This is a genomic window from Kiloniellales bacterium, assembly GCA_030064845.1.
Taxonomy (GTDB): Bacteria; Pseudomonadota; Alphaproteobacteria; order Kiloniellales; family JAKSDN01; genus JASJEC01.
In genome coordinates, this window is sequence record JASJEC010000003.1 from 57240 (window position 1) to 77551 (window position 20312).

14 protein-coding genes and 1 tRNA gene are annotated in these 20312 nt (G+C 66.4%); 3 read left to right on the forward strand and 12 right to left on the reverse strand.

All coding sequences use genetic code 11. The features are described from left to right. Positions 1–62 precede the first annotated feature (62 nt). The 8 genes from QNJ67_01880 to murA all read right to left on the reverse strand — a co-directional run bounded on the left by QNJ67_01880 (position 63) and on the right by murA (position 10197). Positions 63–3188: an efflux RND transporter permease subunit gene (locus QNJ67_01880; GenBank protein ID MDJ0607699.1), complete on the reverse strand. Its 3126-nt coding sequence runs from the start codon at positions 3186–3188 to the stop codon at positions 63–65. After that, a complete protein-coding gene (locus QNJ67_01885) occupies positions 3185–4573 on the reverse strand; it encodes a hypothetical protein (protein ID MDJ0607700.1) in 1389 nt (462 codons plus the stop codon). The genes QNJ67_01880 and QNJ67_01885 overlap by 4 nt, the downstream gene beginning before the upstream one ends. A 312-nt stretch (positions 4574–4885) precedes the next feature. After that, complete coding sequence (locus QNJ67_01890; protein MDJ0607701.1) at positions 4886–5329, reverse strand: arsenate reductase ArsC; 444 nt, start codon at positions 5327–5329, stop codon at positions 4886–4888. 288 nt (positions 5330–5617) lie between these two features. After that, positions 5618–6112 carry a UPF0262 family protein gene (locus QNJ67_01895; GenBank protein ID MDJ0607702.1) on the reverse strand — a complete coding sequence of 165 codons (495 nt, stop codon included), beginning with the start codon at positions 6110–6112 and terminating at the stop codon, positions 5618–5620. Positions 6113–6133: 21 nt separating this feature from the next. Then, positions 6134–7438 carry a histidinol dehydrogenase gene (gene hisD / locus QNJ67_01900; protein ID MDJ0607703.1) on the reverse strand — a complete coding sequence of 435 codons (1305 nt, stop codon included), beginning with the start codon at positions 7436–7438 and terminating at the stop codon, positions 6134–6136. Continuing rightward, complete coding sequence (gene hisG / locus QNJ67_01905) at positions 7428–8090, reverse strand: ATP phosphoribosyltransferase (GenBank protein MDJ0607704.1); 663 nt, start codon at positions 8088–8090, stop codon at positions 7428–7430. The genes hisD and hisG overlap by 11 nt, the downstream gene beginning before the upstream one ends. Before the next feature lie 51 nt (positions 8091–8141). After that, on the reverse strand, positions 8142–8642 hold the full coding sequence (locus QNJ67_01910) for a DUF2948 family protein (protein MDJ0607705.1): 501 nt from the start codon (positions 8640–8642) through the stop codon (positions 8142–8144). Positions 8643–8922: 280 nt separating this feature from the next. Then, on the reverse strand, positions 8923–10197 hold the full coding sequence (gene murA / locus QNJ67_01915; GenBank protein MDJ0607706.1) for a UDP-N-acetylglucosamine 1-carboxyvinyltransferase: 1275 nt from the start codon (positions 10195–10197) through the stop codon (positions 8923–8925). Positions 10198–10680: 483 nt separating this feature from the next. Between murA and QNJ67_01920 the strand changes: the two genes are divergently transcribed. Next, positions 10681–10755: transfer RNA gene (locus QNJ67_01920), tRNA-Thr, on the forward strand. Between the two features lie 164 nt (positions 10756–10919). Here the strand turns inward: QNJ67_01920 and QNJ67_01925 are convergent. Then, positions 10920–11117 carry a Flp family type IVb pilin gene (locus QNJ67_01925; GenBank protein MDJ0607707.1) on the reverse strand — a complete coding sequence of 66 codons (198 nt, stop codon included), beginning with the start codon at positions 11115–11117 and terminating at the stop codon, positions 10920–10922. Between the two features lie 109 nt (positions 11118–11226). Continuing rightward, a complete protein-coding gene (locus QNJ67_01930; GenBank protein MDJ0607708.1) occupies positions 11227–13233 on the reverse strand; it encodes a response regulator in 2007 nt (668 codons plus the stop codon). A gap of 408 nt (positions 13234–13641) precedes the next feature. Between QNJ67_01930 and QNJ67_01935 the strand changes: the two genes are divergently transcribed. Continuing rightward, a complete protein-coding gene (locus QNJ67_01935) occupies positions 13642–14109 on the forward strand; it encodes a hypothetical protein (GenBank protein ID MDJ0607709.1) in 468 nt (155 codons plus the stop codon). Between the two features lie 29 nt (positions 14110–14138). On the opposite strand, the gene QNJ67_01940 is transcribed toward QNJ67_01935, so the two are convergent. Together QNJ67_01940 and QNJ67_01945 are read right to left on the reverse strand one after the other, a co-directional pair. Further along, the gene (locus QNJ67_01940; protein ID MDJ0607710.1) at positions 14139–16400 is read right to left on the reverse strand and encodes a penicillin acylase family protein; all 2262 of its coding nucleotides are present in this window, start codon (positions 16398–16400) and stop codon (positions 14139–14141) included. Between the two features lie 330 nt (positions 16401–16730). Continuing rightward, a complete protein-coding gene (locus QNJ67_01945; GenBank protein MDJ0607711.1) occupies positions 16731–17909 on the reverse strand; it encodes an ELM1/GtrOC1 family putative glycosyltransferase in 1179 nt (392 codons plus the stop codon). Positions 17910–18521: 612 nt separating this feature from the next. On the opposite strand from QNJ67_01945, the gene QNJ67_01950 reads away from it, so the two are divergent. Next, positions 18522–20186: a GH3 auxin-responsive promoter family protein gene (locus QNJ67_01950; GenBank protein MDJ0607712.1), complete on the forward strand. Its 1665-nt coding sequence runs from the start codon at positions 18522–18524 to the stop codon at positions 20184–20186. Positions 20187–20312: the final 126 nt, after the last annotated feature.

Here is a 20312-nt window from a genome sequence, read left to right on the forward strand (position 1 = left end):
TGCGAGCGGCGCGGATCATACATAATCCAAGATTCGAAACAAACCCCGCCCGGCGATTTCGCTCAAGTTGGCGGAACCGTGCCGGGGACGCGAGCGGCCTCGCGCGGACCGGCGAGGCTGGAGAGCCCGAAATCGTGCAGAATCGCGTAGAGACAGGGAACGACGATCAGCACGAGCAGGGTCGATGCCATCAGACCGAAGGCGAGCGACGTCACCAGAGGGATCAGCACCTGGGCCTGCAAGCTGGTTTCGAACAGCAGGGGCAGGAGGCCGGCGATCGTGGTCAGCGACGTCAGGAGCACCGGACGGAAGCGCTCCCGGCTCGCCCGGCGGGCCGCCTCGTCCACCTCGAGTCCCTCCTCCGAGCGCATCTTGATGAAGGTGACCAGCAGGATCGAGTCGTTGACCACGATGCCCGCGAGTGACGCGAAACCCAGCGTCGAAGGCAAGGAGAGATCGAGTCCCATCAGCAGGTGACCCCAGACGACCCCGATCAGCGCGAGGGGAATCGCCATCATGACGATCACCGGTTCGAAGTAGTCGCGGAACTGGAAGCTGAGCAGCACGAACACGCCAAGGAGTCCGAGCAGGAAACCGCGCATCATGGAGAACTGCGTCTTGTTCTGCTCGGCGGTCTCGCCTTCGAGCCCGATCCTGATGCCGGGATAGCGGGCCTGGAGCTGGTCGAGGAAGCGGGTCTGGGTGTCGGCGAGAATCTCGTTCAGGTTGGCCCGCTGCGGATCGAGATCGCCGCGGATCGTCACGGTGCGCAGACCGTCGATCCGGGCGATCCGCGCGTAGCCCCGCGCGACGTCGACCCGCGCCACGGCGGATAAGGGGGCCTGGCTTCCGTCGGGCAGGGTGACGGCGAAGTACTCCAGATCGGCGAGGCTGTCTTGGTCATCGGGCCTGAGCTGGACGTCGATCTCGAAGCTCTCCGAGCCGACCTGGATTTCCGCCGAGGTCATGCCGTAGTAGGCGGCGCGAAGCTGCGAGGCGATCTGCAGGGCGTCCAGCCCCATGCCCGTGGCGCCTTCGCGCAGCTGGAGGCGCATCTCCGGCTTGCCCGGACGCAGGTCGTCGGTCAGATCGGCCGTGCCGTCGTAACGCTCGAGCCAGGCGACCAGGTCGTCGGAAGCGGCCTTGAGGGTGACGAGGTCCGTCCCCTGAAGCCGGATCTCGATCGGCACGCCGGCCGGGCCGAAGTTGGGTTCCTTGAAGGTAAGCGCAACGACATCCGACACTTCTCCGGCTTCCTGGCGCCAGAGGTTGAGGATCTCGTCGATGCGGATCGGCCGCGATTCGCCTGAGATCAGGTCGGCGGTGACCGTCGCCAGGTGGGGGCCGGACTCGAAAGCGTCGGCGTTCACGTTGTACTGGACCAGGACACTCCGGACGAGGCGCCGCCCCTCGCCCAGGCGCGGCGAGAGCGCCTCGTCGACCCGCTTCAAGGCCTCCTCGACCTGGGCGACGACCGCTTCGGTCCGGGCGAGCGGTGTCCCCTGGGGCAGGAGGATGCGCGCGTCGATCACGTCGCCGTCGAGGTCGGGAAAGGCCCGAAACTTGAGCTGGCCGCCGGCGACCATGCCGAGCGAGGCAAGAAACAGGAACCCGATCAATCCGATGGTCAGATAGCGCCAGCGGACGGCCGCATCGACCGTCGTGCCGAGCCCCCTCTCCTTCAGTCTCTCGAAGGCCGCGTCGAACGAGCGGCGGAAACGGCCCCGCTTCTCCCGTGACGCGGCGCGCTGCATGTGGTGCGGCAGGATGAGAAAGGCCTCGATCAGGCTGACCGAGAGCGTGATGATCAGCACGATCGGAACGACCCGCAGAACCTTGCCGATATCGCCCTCGATGAAGGCCAGCGGCAGGAAGACGCAGACCGATGTAAGAAAGGCCGAGACGACGCCCGGCATGACCTGGCGCGTGCCGTCGATCGCCGCCTCGAGCGGCGGCTTCCCCTGCCGGGACTGCGTCGCGATGTTCTCGGCGATGACGATCGAGTCGTCCATGATGACGCCGATGGCGATCAGCAGGGCGACCATCGACAGCATGTTGAGCGAGAGGCCCAGCACGGTCATGACGAAGAAAGTGCCCAGGAAAGAGGCGGGCAGGCCCATGGCGACCCAGAAGGAATGGCGCAGGGAAAAGAACAGCCACATGACCAGGAAGACCAGCACCAGGCCCTGCAGGCCGTTGCGCGACAGCATCTCGAGCCGGTCCTCGATGTTGGAAGCCAGGTCGCGGGTGAGGGCCAGGGTGACGCTGGGCGGCGCGCGCAGCCGCTCGGCTTCGACGAAGGCCTCGACCGCCCGCTTGACGGTCAGCGCGTCCTGGGACTTGGTCTTGCTGACCTGGAGCAGGGCCGCGCGCTCGCCGTTGAAGTAGACCCGCTCCTCGTCCAGCTCGAAGCGGTCGATGATCTCGGCGATCTGCCCGAGCCGGACCTCGGCCCCGGTCTCGGAGCCCTTGACCACGAGATCCTCGAAGCCGAGAGGGCTCTGCCGCTCGTCGTCGAAGCGGATCAGAACGTCGCGTTGATCGGTCTCGACGGTGCCGGAGGGCAGGTCGACGCTCTGCCGCTCGACGATGTCGGCCACCTGCGCCGCGCTGAGCCCCAGCTGACGCAGGGCGAGTGAATCGAGGGCGATCCTGATCTGACGTTGGGAAAAGCCCTGCAGCTCGACCAGGCTGACCTCCGGCAGCTGGGTCAGGCGGTCCTTCAGCATCTCGGCGTAGACCTTGAGATCCGGCTCCGACATGGGACCGGTGATGGCGATCGAGATCACCTTGTCGGTCCGGTTCAGCTGGCGGATCACCGGGATTTCCGTCACCTCCGGGAAGTCGTCGATTCCGTCGATCTCGGTCTCGACCTCGGACATAAAGCGATCCAGGTCCGCGTCTTCGACCATTTCTATGGTGGCGGTCGCCCGCCCTTCGCGTGCGTCGCAGCGCACTTCCTCGAGATCGGTCACGTCATCGACGGCGTCTTCGATGCGCTGGCAGATCGCCTCCTCGACCCGCTCGGCGGATGCGCCGGGGTAGACGACCCGGACTTCCGCCGCGTCAATCGAGAAGTCGGGGATGATCGCGCGCTTCAGTGACGGCAAGGCGATCAGCCCTAGGGCGAAGAGGCAGAGCATCAGAAGGTTGGACGCCGTCGGATGGGCGGCGAAAAAGCGGATCATCGAACGTTCGCCGTCCCGCTCGCCTGGGCCACGAGCCGGTCGGCCAGCACCTGGTCCATGCGCGGCGCCAGCAGCATCTGCTCGATCGCCGGCAACAGATCCGAGACGACGACACGCTCGCCGCCGCTCAGCCCGTCCTCGACCACGACGAAGTCGCTCTGCGCCGGCCCCAGGGTGACCGGCCGCAGCACCAGGCGGTCGTCAGGCCCGGCGAGATAGAGAACCGACCTTCCCTCGTCATCCCGATGGACGGCGGCGCGCGGCACCACGAAGCGATCTGGTTGCCGGGGCGCACGCAGCTCGACCTCGACGTACATGTTCTTGATCAGCGGCGGGCGCTCGCCGGGTATAACCTTGCCGTAGGGCTCGTCGACGGCGACGATCAGGCCGAGGGTACGCGTCTTCGGGTCGAGGCTGTCGCTGATCCGGTCGAAACGCGCCTGCCACGCGGCATCGAGATCTCCGGTGCGCAGCCGAACGATCGCCGTCAACCCCCAGCTAGCCGGCGCCCGCGACTGTTCCAGGGCGCTCATAGAGCCGAGCGGCGTCTGCCGGGGCACCAGCGGCCGCACGTGATCGATCGCCATCTGAACCGAGACTTCCGCGACATCGAGCGAGTCGGCTTCCGCCAGCGTTTCGTTGACGCCGACGTACTCTTGCGCCTCGGCCGCGGCCTCGGCGATCCGTGCGTCGAACGGCAGGCGAATCTCGGTCCTTTCCAGCTTGACCTGCGCTTCGCGCAGCTGAGCCTGCTGCAGCCTCTCCTCGGCCTCCAAGATACTGCGTTCAGCGGGAATCAGGCTCAGCTGGTTCTCCAGGTCCTGGATCTTCTGCTGCTGAAGGAGAACGGCCGTCTCGGCCTCGTCGACCGACACCCGGCTGGTGTTGCCGCGCGCCAGCAGGGCCCGCTTGCGTTCCAGATCGTCGCTCGTCAGCTCGAGAGCCCGGCGCTCGATAGCGAGGGACCGCTTGGCGTTGCTCTCGCGGATATCGATCTCGGCGAGCTGCGCCGCGATCCCCTGGAGGTTGGACTCGGTCCTGTCGACCGCCAGCTGATAGTCGGTCGGGTCAATCCGAAAAAGCGGCGTCCCCGCCTCGAGCACCCTTCCGCGCTCCAGGTCCGGATGGCGGAAGACGATCTTCCCGGAAACCTCGGCGACCGCCTCCCAGACCAGGCCGGGCTCGACATAGCCGTAGCCCAGCGCCCGAGGCACGAAGTCGGTCGGCTTCACCTCGATCACCCGAACCGGTCGGGCGACCTCCGCCGTGTCCGCCTGCTGCGGCGCGCGACGGTCGATGGCCTGATAGGCGAAGAACGCGAGCCCGGCCACGATGGGCGGGACGATGAGCAGGCGCTTGGCGAGCGTTTTCAAACGCGGCGACATCACGCACCCTCAATCAACATGCAATGCCGCCTGCGACAGGCGGCTCCGGCCCCGGTCGGCGGCTTGCAGTTTTCTAGCATATGTGGGCCCGCCCGGGTCGAGGCGCCACGGGAAGTCTCCGCGACCTCGCGGCGATCGGCCCATGAATGTCATACAACTCAGGGCCTCGAATCATCCCCGCGCCTCGTCTCTCGAGCCCGGAACCGCGAAGCGTTCAAGGCAAGGCATCATCCGCTCTACATCTTAGGTTTAGAGCAGATTCACCGGGTTTGATGGATCGCCTTCGGCGATTCAGTCAAACCCGGATCTGCTCTAGGGCACGGGCTTCGGGTCGACCACGAAGCGCGCCTCGATCCGGCGCCTCAACTGCTCGCGCACCTGGCGATAGGCGTCGAGCCGCACGTCCCGGCTGCCCTCGATTATCGAGGGGTCCATGGTGTTCCAGAACTCGACCTCGCAGGCCATGGTCCGGGTCAGCTCGACCGCGCTGTGCTGGGCTTCCGGGGAGAGCGAGATGATCAGGTCGTAGGACGTGTCCTCCAGGTCGTCGAAGCCCTTGGAGCGGTGCTTCGAGAGATCGATCCCAATCTCGTCCATGACCTCGACGACGAAGTGATCGATCTCATGCGGCCGAACCCCCACCGAGTCGACGTAGATGCGGTGTCCCAACAGGTGCTTCAGCAGGCCTTCGGCCATGGGCGACCGGATCGAATTGTGGCTGCAGCTGAACAACACGGCGTCGGGCAAGTCGTCCATCCAGGTACCTAGTCCCCACTTTCAGGATTAGGTGCGACGTCTGATTGCCGAGGCATTCGTCCGGCCAGGAAGGGGGGCGAAAGCGATGCCCAAGCATCGGTGAGCGCCGCTGACGACGCCGGGCGGGCGCCTCGGCAACCCTGCGGGCGAGCTATCGAGACTTTCGGCCCCGTTGAGACTAATGGGGGTCGCGCGGCCCTTGTGATGGGCGGCATCACGGCGAACCGCGCTCCTAACCGAAAGTCTTGATTGCTCGTCATACGACACACCTAATCCTGAAAGTGAGGACTAGCCCCGGATGTGAAGAACGCAGATCAAGGTGAACAACCGTCGGGCGGTATCGAAGTCGACCTCGATCTTGCCGTCGAGGCGTTTCAGCAGCAGCTCCGAGCCCTCGTTGTGCAGGCCCCGCCGGCCCATGTCGATCGCCTCGATGCGCGACGGGCTGGCGGTCTTGATCGCCTGGTAATAGGTCTCGCAGACCATGAAGTAGTCCTTGATCAGGCGTCGAAAGGGCGACAGCGCCAGGTGGAAGGCGACCATCGGCGCGTCTTCTTGGTCGCGGACGTCGAACTTCAGGCGGTTCTCCTCGATCGCCAGGTGCAGGTGGAATGGCCCGCTGTATTCGCCCGCGGGCGCGAAGTAGTTTTCCTCGAGCAGGTCGTAGATCGCGACCGCGCGCTCGTGCTCGACTTCCGCGCTGCGCCGGACCACGCTCTGTTCGTCGAGCGTTATGTTGGCGAGGCGTCGGGTCTCGTCCTCGGGTCTCGACTCGTCGTCCATGCCTCTCGGGCTCGTGCGGGATTAGCGGTCGGGGTCGGATTCCAAGCGAATTTGGACCGACAGCGCGTGCGCGTCGAGTCCTTCGGCGCGGGCGAGACTGATCGTCGGCGCCGCCAGCTTGGCGAGGCCGCCCGGCGAGCAGGCGATCAGGGAGCTGCGCTTGAGGAAGTCGAGCACGGACAGGCCGGAGGCGAAGCGCGCCGACCGATCGGTCGGCAGCACGTGGTTCGGGCCGGCCATATAGTCGCCGATCGCCTCGGGCGCGTGACGTCCGAGGAACATGGCGCCGGCGTTCCGGATACGGGCCGCGAGCGCCTCGGGCTCGTCGACCGCGAGCTCCAGATGCTCCGGGGCGATTCTGTCGATCAGTGGCGTCGCCCCTTCGAGGTCGGGCACCAGGATCACCGCGCCGTGGGCCTCCCAGGAACGGCGGGCGATCTCGGCCCGCGGCAGGCGCGACAGGTGATCTTCGACAGCGTCAACCACGGAGTCGGCGAAAGCGGCATTGTCGGTGATCAGGATTGCCTGCGAGGCTGTGTCGTGCTCGGCCTGCGACAGGAGATCGGCGGCGATCCAGGTCGGGTCGCAGTGCCGGTCGGCGACCACCAGGATCTCCGACGGCCCGGCAATGGTATCGATGCCGACCGTCCCGAAGACCTGGCGCTTGGCTTCGGCGACGTAGGCGTTGCCGGGCCCGACGATCTTGTCGACCGCGGCGATCGTCTCGGTCCCGTATGCCAGGGCCGCAACCGCCTGTGCGCCGCCGACCCGGTAGATCTCCGAGACGCCCGCCCGCCTGGCGGCCGCCAGCACCAGCGGATTGAGCACGCCGTCGGGGGCCGGGACGACCATGACGATCCGCCCGACTCCGGCGGCCCTGGCCGGAACGGCGTTCATCAGCACCGAAGAGGGATAGGCCGCCGTACCGCCCGGCACATAGAGGCCGACGGCCGAGACCGGCGTCCAGCGATGGCCGAGCTTGACGCCCTGCGCGTCTTCGTAGGCGAGGTCCTCGGGTAGCTGGCGCTCGTGATAGTCGGCGATGCGCTGGGCGGCCAGGTCCAGAGCGGCCAGGGTCTCGGCGTCGCAGGCCGCCTCGGCGGCGGCCATCTCGTGGTCACCAACCCGCAGGCCCTCGGGTGTGAGCTCGAGACGGTCGAACTTCCGCGTGAAGTCGATCAGTGCCGCGTCGCCGCCGCGGCGCACGGCGTCCAGGATATCGGAGACGACGCGCCCTAGGTCGGGCACTTCGGCCCGTTCGGCTTCGAGCAGGCGGGTGAAGGCCGCCTCGAAGCCGGAGTCGTCTGCGTTCAGCCTATGCGGCATTGGCGGCCTCCCGGAAGCGTTCGATCCAGTGATTAATCTGCGACGAGCGGGTCTTGAGCGCGGCCCGGTTCACGATCAGGCGCGAGGTGATGCGCGCGATCTCCTCGACCTCGACCAGGTCGTTGGCGGCCAGGGTGGCGCCGCTCGACACCAGGTCGACGATGCGGCGGCACAGACCCAAGCCGGGCGCCAGCTCCATCGCGCCGCTCAGCTTGATGCACTCAGCCTGGACCCCGCGCCGGGCGAAGTGCCGTCGGGTAATCTCGGGATACTTGGTGGCGATCCTGACGTGGCTCCACCGGCTGGGATCGTCGCCGGCGAGCAGGGCCCGCGGCTCGGCGACCGACAGGCGGCAGTGGCCGATCTTGAGATCGACCGGGGCGTAGAGCTCCGGATAGTCGAACTCCATGATCACGTCGTTACCGGCAACGCCGAGCTGGGCCGCGCCGAAGGCGACGAAGGTCGCCACGTCGAAGCTGCGCACGCGGATGATCTCGAGCATGCCGTGGTTGGTCGAGAAGCGCAGCTGCCGCGAGGACTCGTCGGTAAAGCAGGCTTCAGGCACGATGCCGCAACGCGCCAACAGGGGCAGTAGCTCCTTGAGGATCCTGCCCTTGGGAACGGCCAGCACGAGGGGATCGTTGGCGCTCAAACCTGGAACTCCAGCTGTCCGGGCCGCCTGCACGGGCCGCGTGCGCCGGCGTCAGCCGGCAGGGGTCTGGTCCTCTTCGTGCTCGGGACGCCAATGGGTCGGCCAGGGCTCGCCCAGGTCTTCCAGGTGGCAGGCGATCGCCGACACCTCGAGGCGCACCATGGCGTCGTCCGAGAAGACCAGCGTAATGGCCTTGGGCTCGACGTGGATCGTGAGCAGATTGAGGATCTGGTCCTTGTCTTCGAGCTTGAAGCCGCGCAGCCTCACCTTCTTGACCCGGTCGAAGCAGATGCCGCAATTGACCCGCTCGAAGGCCGGCGGCTCCGCGTCGTCCTCGAAGCGCGCGTCGGTGTCGGCCGGCGGAACCGGTGCCGGTCCCGGCACCCGGTCGATCTCCCACTTGAAGCGGTTCACCACCATGACAAAACGCTTCTCGCGCTTCAGGTAGGCCATGTCCGCGACCGGCGCGAGGGCGTCCTGCAGCCAGGCCGCCACAACCTCCATGTCGTCCCGGTCGTGGGCCCGCAGCTTGATCGATGGTGGCGGTATCATGGGGCAGAAACCTTGTCCCTCGCTGGCAGACGCCGGGCGCGGCGGCCCGACAAGGCGCGGTTGTCCCGCGCCGATCCCACCTGGAAGCCGGAAAACAACGCTGGTTCAATCCCTTGTACGCAGGGGCGCGGCGCAGCCGACCCCACGAGCGAGGAATTTAGCGATTGAGCGCGAAAAGAAAACCTCTAGCGCGGATCATGTTTTGACGGAAGCGCTTGGCGGTCCCGGCAAAACATGTGAATCCGCTCGACATCGATCTGCTCTAGGGCACGGTGGCTCTTCAGTCGGCGAGGCGCGCGATGTCGGCGCCGCAGGCCGAGAGCTTCTCGTCGAGGCGCTCGTAGCCCCGGTCCAGATGGTAGACCCGGTTGATCACGGTCTCGCCCTCGGCGGCGAGTCCGGCCAGCACCAGCGAGACGCTGGCTCTCAGGTCGGTCGCCATGACCGGCGCGCCTGTCAGCTTCTCGCGGCCCCGCACCAGGGCGGAGGCGCCGTGGACGTTCACGTTGGCGCCCATGCGCGCCAGCTCCGGGACGTGCATGAAGCGGTTCTCGAAGATCGTCTCGGTGATCATGGCGGCGCCGTCGGCGACCGCCATCAGGGCCATCATCTGGGCCTGGAGGTCGGTCGGGAAGCCCGGAAAGGGCTCGGTCATGGCGTCGACCCCGGCGAGCCGGCCGTTGGCCCGGCCCACCTTCAGGCCGCGATTGGACTCTTCGATCGATACGCCGGCCTCGCCGAGCAGCTCGATCACGTTGGGCAGGTGCTCGGTGCGGGCACCGATCAGATCCAGTTCGCCGTCGGTGATCGCGGCGGCCATGGCGTAGGTGCCGGTCTCGATCCGGTCCGGCACCACCCGGTGGGTCGCCCCGCGCAGCTTTGGGCTGCCCTGCACGGTCAACGTGTCGCTGCCGATCCCGTCGATCCGGGCCCCCATGGCGACCAGGCAGTGGACCAGATCGGTGACCTCCGGCTCGCGGGCAGCGTTGACCAGCCGGGTCTGACCGCGCGCCAGAGAAGCCGCCATAAGCAGGTTCTCGGTCGCACCGACCGATACCTTGGGGAACACGATCTCGGCGCCGGTCAGACCGTTCGGCGCCTCGGCGTGGACGTAGCCGTCCTTCAGCTCCACCTTGGCGCCGAGCAGCTCCATGCCACGCAGATGGATATCGACCGGCCGGGTGCCGATCGCGCAGCCGCCCGGCAGGGAGACCTCCGCCCTGCCCTCGCGCGCCAGAAGAGGCCCAAGGACCAGGATGCTGGCGCGCATCTTGCGGACGAGATCGTAGGGCGCGCGATGGTTCTCGATCCGGCCCGCCGAGAGTGTCACCACGCGGCGGTCGCCGTTGCCGCCGGCGTCGGTGATCGCCACGCCGTGCTGGGCAAGCAGCCGGGTCATGGCGTCGATGTCCGCCAGGTAGGGAAGATTGGTCAGCTTCAGCGTATCTTCGGTCAGCAGGCTGGCCGCCAACAAGGGAAGGGCGGCGTTCTTGGCGCCGCTGATCTCGATCTCGCCGACCAGGGGCCGGCCGCCGCGAATGCGCATACGGTCCATCAAGTTCCTCTCATCGCGCCGGCCGCTCTGCCGACAGGGTCACGGGTTGCCAGTCAAGCGTCAGCCTTCGCCAGCCGCCCGCCCTGTTCCGGGACTTGTGCCCCTGTTCTTATCTCTCTCATGCTTAACGAGTTCTTCACTCGGCTCGCTTTCCGCGGCGGTGCGCGACTCGGCCTCAGGTGTTTCCCGGCCGCGCGCCTGCTCCTTGCGCCGGCGCAGGTTGGCCCGGAGCGCCTTTGCCAGGCGGCGGTCGCGCTCGGCCTTGGCCGTGCGGGCCCGGGCCGTCTGCTTGGGCGAGGATGCGGAGAGCGGGTCTTTCATTGGCGGCGCAAGATGGCGGCCGAATGCGGCAAGGTCAAGGCAGCCAAGGGGCCGTCCGGCGGCGGCGCGGGCCGCCACGCGGCCGCATTCAAGTGCCGCCGCGCGACAAGGGCTTGCCAATATCAAGGCACGGTGGCATTTTCCGCCGCGTTCGACCCCGGTGCCGCCGTAGCTCAGGGGTAGAGCACACCCTTGGTAAGGGTGGGGTCGTGTGTTCAATTCACACCGGCGGCACCATCTAATCTCCTTGAAACGAGCAATCGCATCGCCAACGGCGGATCGCCCTGCCGTCAGATCTTGCGGAAGACTGAGAGGTCGAGGGAGCCGCGCCACCGCGCTCGGCGCAGCTCGGTTAATGATCCTTAACCGTGGGTGCTATCGCGGCCCCGGGCCGCTTAGTCCTACTCTTCCTGGATCAGCGGAGGATCGACCTCGTCAGCCACGAGATCGTAGAGCGCCGCGAAGGCGTCGCCGTTGGACAGCGAGGCAACGATGGCTACCGAGACAAGTGCCACGATCAGGGCCTGCTCGACCTGAGCGCTACCCGCCTCGTCGGCGAGGAAATCCAGAAAGGACTGCTTCAGGCTTCGATCGGACATTGTGCTTACTCCGGGCGCTTCATGTAATTATGAAAAATACCAGAAGAATGTGAATCTACTATCAAGAGCATTAGTTTATTTGCATTAGTAATACATCTCTGGTTGCAGGCTAGGTCACCCGGCGGGAGCGCAGGTGCTCTTCGAAGCGGACGATCCGCCCTTGATCGGCCTCCGCCCCGAGCGCCTGGCGCACCTTCTCGGCCAGCTCCCGCTTGCGAAACGGCTTGCGGAGCAGTCCATTGTCCGGCCCCTGGCCCTTGCGGGCGACCTCCTGAACATCCTCCCCGGCGTAGCCGGTCATGAACAGGACCTTGCTGGCGGGGTGGCGGCGCTTGCGCCGCTCCGCGACCTCGGGCCCGGCCATGCCGCCGGGCAGAACCAGGTCGCAGAGCAGGAGGTCGATCCTGGGCGCGTCCTCGAGCACGGCGATGGCCGCCTCGCCGTCAGCCGCTTGGAGAACCTCGTAGCCGAGATCGCGCAGCAAGGTGACCGCGATCTCGCGAACGTTCCGGTCGTCCTCGACAACCATGACGACCTTTCCGGTTGGTTCCTGCGGGGCGCTCGCGGCCGTGGCCGGCGCCGCGGATTCGGCGGCCTCGGGCGCCTCGCCCCTCGGCAGATAGAGCTTCAGCGTGGTCCCTTCCCCCTGCCGGCTCTCCAGCGCGACGTGACCGCCGGATTGCTGGACGAAGCCGTAGACCATGCTGAGTCCCAGGCCGCTCCCTTCGCCGACATCCTTGGTCGTGAAAAAGGGCTCGAAGGCGTTGGACAGCACCTCCTCCGACATCCCCGTGCCCGTATCGCGCACCGTCAGCACGACGAAGTGGCCCGGACGGCAGCCGGACGTCGAGGCGGGGGTGTCCGGGCCGAGTTCGGCGTTCGCGGCCTCGAGGGAGAGCGTGCCGCCCCTGGGCATGGCGTCGCGGGCATTGATTGCCAGGTTCAGGATCGCGCTCTCCAACTGCACCGGATCGGCGGAGACCGGCCAGAGTCCCGGAGCAGGCGAGATCTTGATCTCTATCGACTCGCCGAGGGTTCGGGACATCATGTCGCTCATATCGGCGAGAAGCGCCTGAAGATCAATGTCCTGCGGACTGAGCGACTGCCGCCGGGCGAAGGCCAACAGCCGCTCGGTCAGTTCCGCGCCGTGGGATGCCGCGCGAAGGATGGACTGCACCCGTTTGTGGTCGTCGCCGAGCTGCTTCTGCAGGAAATCGCAGTTGCCCATGATGACCGCAAGCATGTTGTTGAAGTCATGGGCAATGCCGCCCGTCAGCTGACCGAGCGCCTCCAGCTTCTGGGACTGCCTCAGCTGTTCCTGGGAGCGGGTGAAATCCGTGATGTCCTGCGTCGTGCCGTATTCCCGGATCACCGCACCGTTCTGATCGAAGATGGGTTTGGCGATCTCCCGGACATTGCGCACTTCCCCGCTGGGCGTGACGACCCGGTACTCGAACTCGATGCGGTTACCCTCCCGCAGCGACTTGAAGGTCGACCTGACACGCTCCCTATCTTCTGGGTGGGTGAAGAGAAACGGCCCGTCGATATCGGAACCCCGGGCGATGTAGTCCTTGACCGTGGTGCCGTGAATGCTCGCATGCTCCGGCGAGCAATAGAGACACTTGTCCTCGATCGAGTCCCAGACGTAGGTGCCCAAGCCGGCCAGCTCCACCGCGAGCCGCAAGCGATCTTCGCCCTCGCGCGCCTTTTCTTCGGAACTCTCACGGCGCTGCAGCTCCTGGTGAAAGCTCTGCTCCTTTGCATTCAGATCCTTCAGGATATGAGCCATGCGCTGGGTGATCGAGATCACCCCAAACACGATGAACGCGACCGCCAAGAGCTTGATAAACCAGCTGTGGTGAAGGTGGAGGTTGTGCATCTCGGCCATGGACGCCTCGAGCGAATAGAACATCGGCAGGACGTGCATGGTGACGAGGTCGGAGAAGTAGAAGGCGGCAATGATGATCAGTCCGAAGACGATGGAAGCGAGGCTCCAGAGGGCGGAGAGACGTCTGAAGGTGTCGAGATTGCGCAGGAAGATGACCAGCGCGACGGCGACGCCACCGATAATGGCCAGATCGAATACCGTCATTATGGGAACGGATTCGGAGATCATGAGCGCCTGCTCCCGAAGCAGAGTCGGCAGGAAAATCAACGGATGGCCTGCCGGGCGGCGCCGCTCTCACTTCCTTGACGGAGCGCGACGCCGGCGCACAGGCCGGGAAATCTGCGTATCGTCAAACGCGCGATGTCGAGCCGACCGAAACCGCTACCTGGATATCGGTCATCGCTTGGCCCGACGCGCTCGTCGTCGGAAGGCTACTCGCGCATATAGAGCATAGCCATTGAAGCGATGCAACTCCTCCCAGAATTGCCCGCGACGGGTCTCTGCAGGAGATTGCGCCGAGACGGCGACCCAGCGTTTGATCCCGAGCCCCGCGCGTGTGACCATCGACTTCACTAGCTGCTTAAAGGAGAACGCGAGATCAGAGGCCGCGCCAAGCCGTTCAGCCCTTGGAGGTCTTTGCCATCCGGACTCCCGGCCCTCTGCGTAGCCGTCCTGGTGACGGCCTGCGAGGGAGCCTACAGCCCGCCCGTGGCCGCGCCCCAGGCGCGGCCGCATACCGTGTCCGTGGACGCCACGCGCGACGCGCTGTTCGAGGCCGCCGTGCTGACCGTGGTCGGTGCCGGCTATCCGATCGCCTTCACGGACCCCGCACGCGGCCTGATCACAACCAACCGCCAAGCGGTCCGGCTGTCCCCGGCGGAGGCGGACTGCGGCCAGATTTCCGGCGAGGCTCTGGTCGCGGACCGGCGGACCACGACCGAAGTGAGGCTAAGAATTCGCGTGAGCGACGGCCAGATGCGGATCCGGGCGACAATCGAGGGAACTATCGCCGAGGGGAAACTGCGGACAACGGCGCTGACCTGCGTTTCGACCGGCGAGCTCGAGCGAGCCCTGCTAAGCAGGATCGTCGAAAGGGCCTCATGAGGCTGGCGACCGCGGTCGCCGAACCGGCGCTAATGCGGCTTCAAGGTCATGGCGATCGGGAAATCCTCGGCCACGGACTCGCTGCGCAACGGCAGCCGCATGTAACGCCGGCCGCGCCATAGCGGCATCTGGTCGGAGAAGGACTCGCTGCCCAGCCAGCCGTCCTGGCCGCCGAACATCACGAACCAGTTGGCGTCGTCGTCCGACATGTCGGACACGTGCCGCGCCATGGATCCGAAGTCGGTGTAATGCCGGCCGCGTTCCAAGCCGTGCGAGGTCTTCTGCGGCGTCTGCCGCGAACCGTCGGCGGGAAGTTCGTCGACCACGAAGGCCGCCCCGATGAGCGGCAGCTTGGCGAGGATATGGGCGATCTTGACCCGGTGCATGGCGCCCCAGGTCGGATAGCGCCGCAGGTCGCGCAAGGTCCCGGCGAGGGCCTTGCGGAGGATGCGCGCCTTCTGGTCCGGCGCGAGGGCGGCGAACTCCCGCTCGAAGTAGGAGACGATGAAGTTCCACTGGGACAGGTAGTGTTCCAGCGCCGCCTTATCCTCGCGCTGCGACACCGTCGGCGCCAGGTGCGCCAGGAGGATCTCGAAAGCGGCAGCGGCCGATGACCCGGCCGGGTAGCTGCCGTCCCAGGACTGCAGCTGGCGCGCCAGCGCGGACTCTTTCTCGCCCAGCTGAAGATCCTCGATCTCGGCACCCAACAGCTTGGCCAGCTTGGCCGCGGTTGGCGACGTCACGTCGCACAGGATCTCTTCCAGCTCCTCCGTCGAAACCCGGCGGCGCTTGGCCAGGAGATCGTGCAGGCGATTGAAGCGCTCGCCGGAGTCGAAGAGGAAACCTACCGGCACCGCCGTCTTGGGCGGCTTGGTATTGGCCGAGACGACGACGCCGTCGCCCGGGTTCTTGCTGTAGGGCAGCTCGGTGCTGTTTAGAAAGCCGTTCCAATCAACCTCGGGGTCGCGGGCGTCGCGCACGAAATCCTTTTCGGAGAAGGGCCCCCGCACGGGAAGCGTCGCGGCCATGATCTCGCCGATGTTGCCTTCCTTGTCAGCGTAGACCATCGAGGTCGAAGGCACGCCATAGCTCTCGAAGGCCTGGCGAAACTCTTCCGGCGTCTTGGCCCGCGCCGCCTTGAGGAAGCAGGTTGGCTCGTCGGTCGGCTGGTGACCGACCCAGCGGAAGGCGATTTTGTCTCCCTTGGCGCAGGGAAAGAAGGGCGCATCCGACATGATCGTGCCGAAGCGGGTGCGCCGGATCTTGCGCTTGGCGGTGCCGGCGCCGCGCATCTTGATCTCCGTCTCGACAGTCTCGATCTCGCTGTCAGGCAGATCCGAGACGTCGAACAGCTCGGTCGAGGCCGCGCGCAGGTTGGTCCCGCCCCAGGCCATATAGGGGCTGCGCCCCATGCAGACGAAGGGCAGCCCGGTGAGCATGAGGCCGACCACGTTCATGGTCGGCGAGCGCAGCCCGGCCAGCACCCAGGTGTTGGGCAGAGAGAGCCCCAGGTGGGGGTCGGACCCGATCAGCGCGCTTCCGGTGGCGCTGCGATGGGCCGCGACGGCCACGGTGTTGCTGCCCGCCTTGCCGGCATTGGCCACCATCTTGACCATCGCCTCCACGGGTTCCGGGGCGACGTTGTGGTCGCCGAGGGTCCCGCCGGCCTCGAGCACGCGACGCCAGAGCAGAGAGAAGTTCTCCGCTTTGCGCTGCGGCAGCAGGGCGAGAAAGGTCAGCCAGTTGAAGTCGGCGCCGAGCAGCCGGCCCACCGACAGCACGTCGTCCACGGTCCAGGGCTCGCGCGGCGCACGAAGCAGCCGCAGCTCCAGGGGCCGGAGCTCCTGCTGGCCCTGGTAGTGATTGACCCCGTCCGTGAAGCGGGACATCCAGCGCCGCGTCGACTCAGGCATCCGTTCCCACATGCCCTTGGTGCCGAGGGTCATGTCCATGACCCGAAGGGCGTGGTCCATTTCCCGCGTGAAGGGGCCCAAGAGCTCTGAAAGACGACCCCGCACCACGAGGCGCATCAGGTTCATCTGGGCACCGCGCAGGTGCGCGTGCACCAGCCCCAGCGTGAACGCCAGGTCGTCGTCCGTCTGGGCATCGATGTAGGGCACGTGGTGCTGGTTCCACCTGACGCTGACGGGCCGATCGATCGGCAGGTTCTCGGTCGGGAAAGCGGCCAAGCGCTTTTCGGTGCTGACCGACGTCGGCACGAGCCCGAGCGCCGCCAACAGCGGCCGCGGTATCGTGGGGATGTATTTCTTCGTGGCTACGTTGATGAACATGAGATTCTGCGAACTACTCCAGATTCCCCACGTGAGGGGAAGAATTTGCCGAGCGTGGCGGCGCGGACGCTGTCGTGTCGGGACGACCGGGCATCAAGAGCACGATTGCCTTTCAGAGCGCTTAATGCTGAACCCCTTGCTTCATTTGCGGCCGGAGCGAGGCGACCTGACCTCGTTCCGGCAGTCGTGTCCGCCCTTTCGGGGGCCGGCACGCCCGTCTTGCCCGATCTCGAGAGCATTACACAAGGGGCATCAACCTCGCGGGCCTAGCGCCGAACGGCCGTCACCGAACGGATGCCCACGCCCTGCGCCTGCCCGAGGCGCCAGATGTCACGAGGCCTCTCGTTGAGGTTCCCCGGTCGACACCAGGGAGACGTCGGTAAAGGGCAGCGGCTGCTTCGAGCTGTCGAAGAACCCGCGGACCCGGACCACGGCCCGCGTCATGCTGTCCAGTGGCGGTGTCATCTGCCAATCCGAGAACTCCTCGCCGAGCCAGACCGCCCGCTTCGACTCGACCAGGTGCTGGTGCACGAGCGTGATGTCGCGCGTGATGCGCCTGGGACCGGTGCGCAGGAAGTGGCTGTAGAGCCGCGCCCGCAGGCGCCCGAGAAAGGCGCCCCATTCCCAGCCGCGATTTCGTTCGGCCAAGGGCAGCGTTTCCCTCGACGTCTCTTCGTTCGCGCTGTCCAGGCGGAACATGTAGACCGGTTTGCGGGTTGCGCAAGCCTCGGTCAGCATCGAGACGCTGTCGCAGGTGACGATCAGCTCGTCGCTGAGCGCCAGCAACGCATAGTAGGGATTGTTGTTCGCCTCCGGCCGCCACTTGTAGAGGAAGTGGGGCGCGTCCAGGTGCTGTTCCAGGGCGTCGACAACGTAGTCCGGGGTCCGGGCGCTGGTCGTGATCAGCAGCGAGGCGCCGCGCGACTCGGCGAAGCGCGAGGCCTGGAGCGCGAGGCGGCAGGCTGCGTTGCGGCTGAAATTGAACGGGCCGCTGTGCCCGCCGACGAGCAGCGTGACGTAGGGGCCGGGCAAGGCCTTGAGGCGCGGACGCCAGGCCTCGGCCGCCTCGTCGAGCCGCTCCTGCGTGACCCCGTGGAGCGGCGTCTTGTTGCGCAGAATGTGTTCACCGTCCGGCGGCCGGTACTGCGGCGGCGATACGACCAAGTCGAAGACGTCCCAGTCGATCCAGGGGCGGCCCACGTGCACCAGGCGCACCTCGTGGCCGTCGCGCGCGGCACGCGCCCGAAGCTGGCGCGCGCGCACCTCGCTGCGCCATCCCGCGCTCAGCACGAGGTCGGGCCAGGTCTGGTTCGCTACGTCGTGGGTGCACGCCTCGTCGATGCTCATCGGCGCGGCCGTCGTTGAACCGCCGTCAGGGGCGGTAGACTTCACTTCGTAAGGCCAGCCGAGGGAATCGGCCAGGGCCATCACTTGAAGGCTGTCGCCGACGCGGTGGCTCAGCAACACCCAAACGACCGGCGGCGTATCCAGACCGCCGACGAGCCTCATGTGCGGCCCCCTGGGTTCCAGGCGACTTGAGTCGATATGTTGCAACTCGAACTACTCCCTCTCACCGATCGTGGCGCGCGGTTCCCCTCGGACACCTGAACGCGCTGACCGGTAGCGTCTCGAAAACCCCTCGCCCCACCTCTCGGATTAGATTGCGGTGCGCCCCCGCGTGTTGCACTTGCGAGCGCACAATGGCGAATTGCCCCGCGCCGGCCAAATCACTATTTGTTACGCCCTGTTACAGGAAAGGCGTAATAGACAGATGAACAAACCGTAAAGTCCGACGCCCCAGGTGCACGTAAACCCGTGTAACGACGGACGTTCCCACATTCCCGAGCGGGGTGATCGTCTTGCGCGCGTCAAGAAGTCCCGGTCGCTAAGCTTCCCCTCGCCCGCCATCACGGCGCTTGATTTTTCATTTCAGTCTCCTTAATCCGAAACACGAGACGGAGACGAGAGGGATGTCCGTTCCGAATTCCCGGCCGCGCGGGCCGGGATCCGCGTCCAGCCTAATCGTTTCTTTATAACTTGCCGCCAGAAGGCAGAGGGCATGACGGATCGACCGCCATGCCCGACGGTCGTCGCGGTAGTGTCCCTCCAACGAGGTCGAGAATGGTAGGTAGCTGGAGCATAGAGGCGCGCTCGGGCGCAAGAAGCGCAGACAAGAGCATTCAGCCCGCGCCCGAAGGCCGGGGCTTTACCGGCGTGACCGGCCTCTTTCGGGCCTACGCGCGTCACCGGGTCCGGCAGCTCGAGGCGCAGCCGCCCGCGCAGACTCAGGAACGCCAGCTGCTGTCCATCGTGAACAAGGCGGCGGGGACGCGTTTCGGGCGGGACCACGGCTTCGACCGCATCGCCTCGGTCGCCGACTATCAGGCGCGCGTGCCGCTGCGTGTCTACGACGACTTCTGGAATGCCTACTGGAAGGACGCCTTCCCGCACCTCGATAACGTCACCTGGCCGGGCCTCGTGGAGTACTTCGCCGTCTCGTCGGGAACCTCGACCGGCAACTTGAAGTACATCCCCTGCACCAAGGCCATGGTGCGCTCGAACTACAAGGCCGCGTCCGACGTCCTGGTCCATCACCTGGTCAACCGTCCGCGCAGCCGCATGCTTTCGGGCAAGACATTCGTGTTCGGCGGCAGCACCGACCTGGTCGAACAGGCGCCGGGCGTCTACAGCGGCGACATGAGCGGCATCGCGGCGAAGCACCGCGCCTGGTGGGCGCGGCCGTTCTACTTTCCGCCCAAGGGCGAGACCCGCTTCGTCGAGTGGGAAGACAAGATGGCCTATCTCGGGCCCCGGTCGCTGGAGCAGGACATCCGTGCCATGACCGGCGGGTGCAACTGGCTGCTGCTGTTCTTCGAGCATCTGGCCACCATGCGGCCGGACCTGGGAGAGCGCATCGTCGACTTCTATCCGGAGATGGAGATCCTGGTGCACGGCGGCGTCTCCCTGGCGCCCTACCGGCAGCGCTTCGAGGAACTCCTCGAGGGCAGCCACGCCGAGATGCGCGAGACCTACCCGGCGAGCGAGGCCTTCGTGGCGGTCGCGGACCGCGGCCCGGGCGAGGGCCTGCGGATGGTTCTCGATCACGGAGTGTTCTACGAGTTCGTACCCTTGGAGGAGCTCGCGAGCCCGAACCCGACGCGCCACTGGGTCGGCAACCTGGAGCCCGGCATCGACTACGCCATCGTGGTGAGCAGCTGCGCCGGTCTTTGGAGCTACATCATCGGCGACGTGGTCCGTTTCGTCGACGCCTCGACGCCGAGACTGCTGGTGACCGGCCGCACGGCCTACTACCTCACCACCTTCGGCGAGCACGTCACGGGCGAACTCCTGGAGAGTTCGCTGATCGCGTCGGCCAAGGCGCAGGGGTTGAACATCAGCGAGTTCTCGGTCGGCACGGAAGTGTTCGAGGAAAAAGGCGGGCTGGGCCGGCACGTGCACGTGATCGAGTTCCGCGAAGGCCTGCTGAACCCCAAGCAGATCGAAGCCATGACCGAATCGGTCGACCGCACCCTGGCCGAGCGCAACGAGGACTACCGGGAGCGCCGCGCGGTCGCCGGCGGGATTCTGCCACCCGTGATCGTCGCCGCGGCGCCCGGCGCCTTCAACAACTGGATGAAGAGCCGAGGCAAGCTGGGCGGCCAGAACAAGGTGCCGCGGGTGATCGGCGACTGGACCACCTTCGACGACCTGCTGAGGTTCGTCGAGAGCTACAACGCCACGACCCGGGCCGCTGGCAAGGGTCCGGACGGCACCGCGGCCGCCTAGCGGGGAGCCCGGGTGGCGTTGATCGTATCAGGAGCACAGCGTCGCGCGCGCCGCGTCGGCAGACCGGGGCGTGCGGCCCGTGCGTATGGAACAACGAAGGTCGCAACCACGCGCCGCCTCGTCTCT

Excerpts from the sequence above, each read along its gene's own strand:
- QNJ67_01890 (MDJ0607701.1), bottom strand. The coding sequence starts at position 5,329 with ATGGACGACTTGCCCGACGCCGTGTTGTTCAGCTGCAGCCACAATTCG.
- QNJ67_01940 (MDJ0607710.1), bottom strand. The coding sequence starts at position 16,400 with ATGTTCATCAACGTAGCCACGAAGAAATACATCCCCACGATACCGCGG.
- QNJ67_01910 (MDJ0607705.1), bottom strand. The coding sequence starts at position 8,642 with ATGATACCGCCACCATCGATCAAGCTGCGGGCCCACGACCGGGACGAC.
- QNJ67_01880 (MDJ0607699.1), bottom strand. The coding sequence starts at position 3,188 with ATGATCCGCTTTTTCGCCGCCCATCCGACGGCGTCCAACCTTCTGATG.
- QNJ67_01930 (MDJ0607708.1), bottom strand. The coding sequence starts at position 13,233 with ATGATCTCCGAATCCGTTCCCATAATGACGGTATTCGATCTGGCCATT.
- QNJ67_01950 (MDJ0607712.1), top strand. The coding sequence starts at position 18,522 with ATGGTAGGTAGCTGGAGCATAGAGGCGCGCTCGGGCGCAAGAAGCGCA.
- murA (MDJ0607706.1), bottom strand. The coding sequence starts at position 10,197 with ATGGACCGTATGCGCATTCGCGGCGGCCGGCCCCTGGTCGGCGAGATC.
- hisD (MDJ0607703.1), bottom strand. The coding sequence starts at position 7,438 with ATGCCGCATAGGCTGAACGCAGACGACTCCGGCTTCGAGGCGGCCTTC.
- QNJ67_01895 (MDJ0607702.1), bottom strand. The coding sequence starts at position 6,112 with ATGGACGACGAGTCGAGACCCGAGGACGAGACCCGACGCCTCGCCAAC.
- QNJ67_01945 (MDJ0607711.1), bottom strand. The coding sequence starts at position 17,909 with ATGAGGCTCGTCGGCGGTCTGGATACGCCGCCGGTCGTTTGGGTGTTG.
- QNJ67_01925 (MDJ0607707.1), bottom strand. The coding sequence starts at position 11,117 with ATGTCCGATCGAAGCCTGAAGCAGTCCTTTCTGGATTTCCTCGCCGAC.
- QNJ67_01885 (MDJ0607700.1), bottom strand. The coding sequence starts at position 4,573 with ATGTCGCCGCGTTTGAAAACGCTCGCCAAGCGCCTGCTCATCGTCCCG.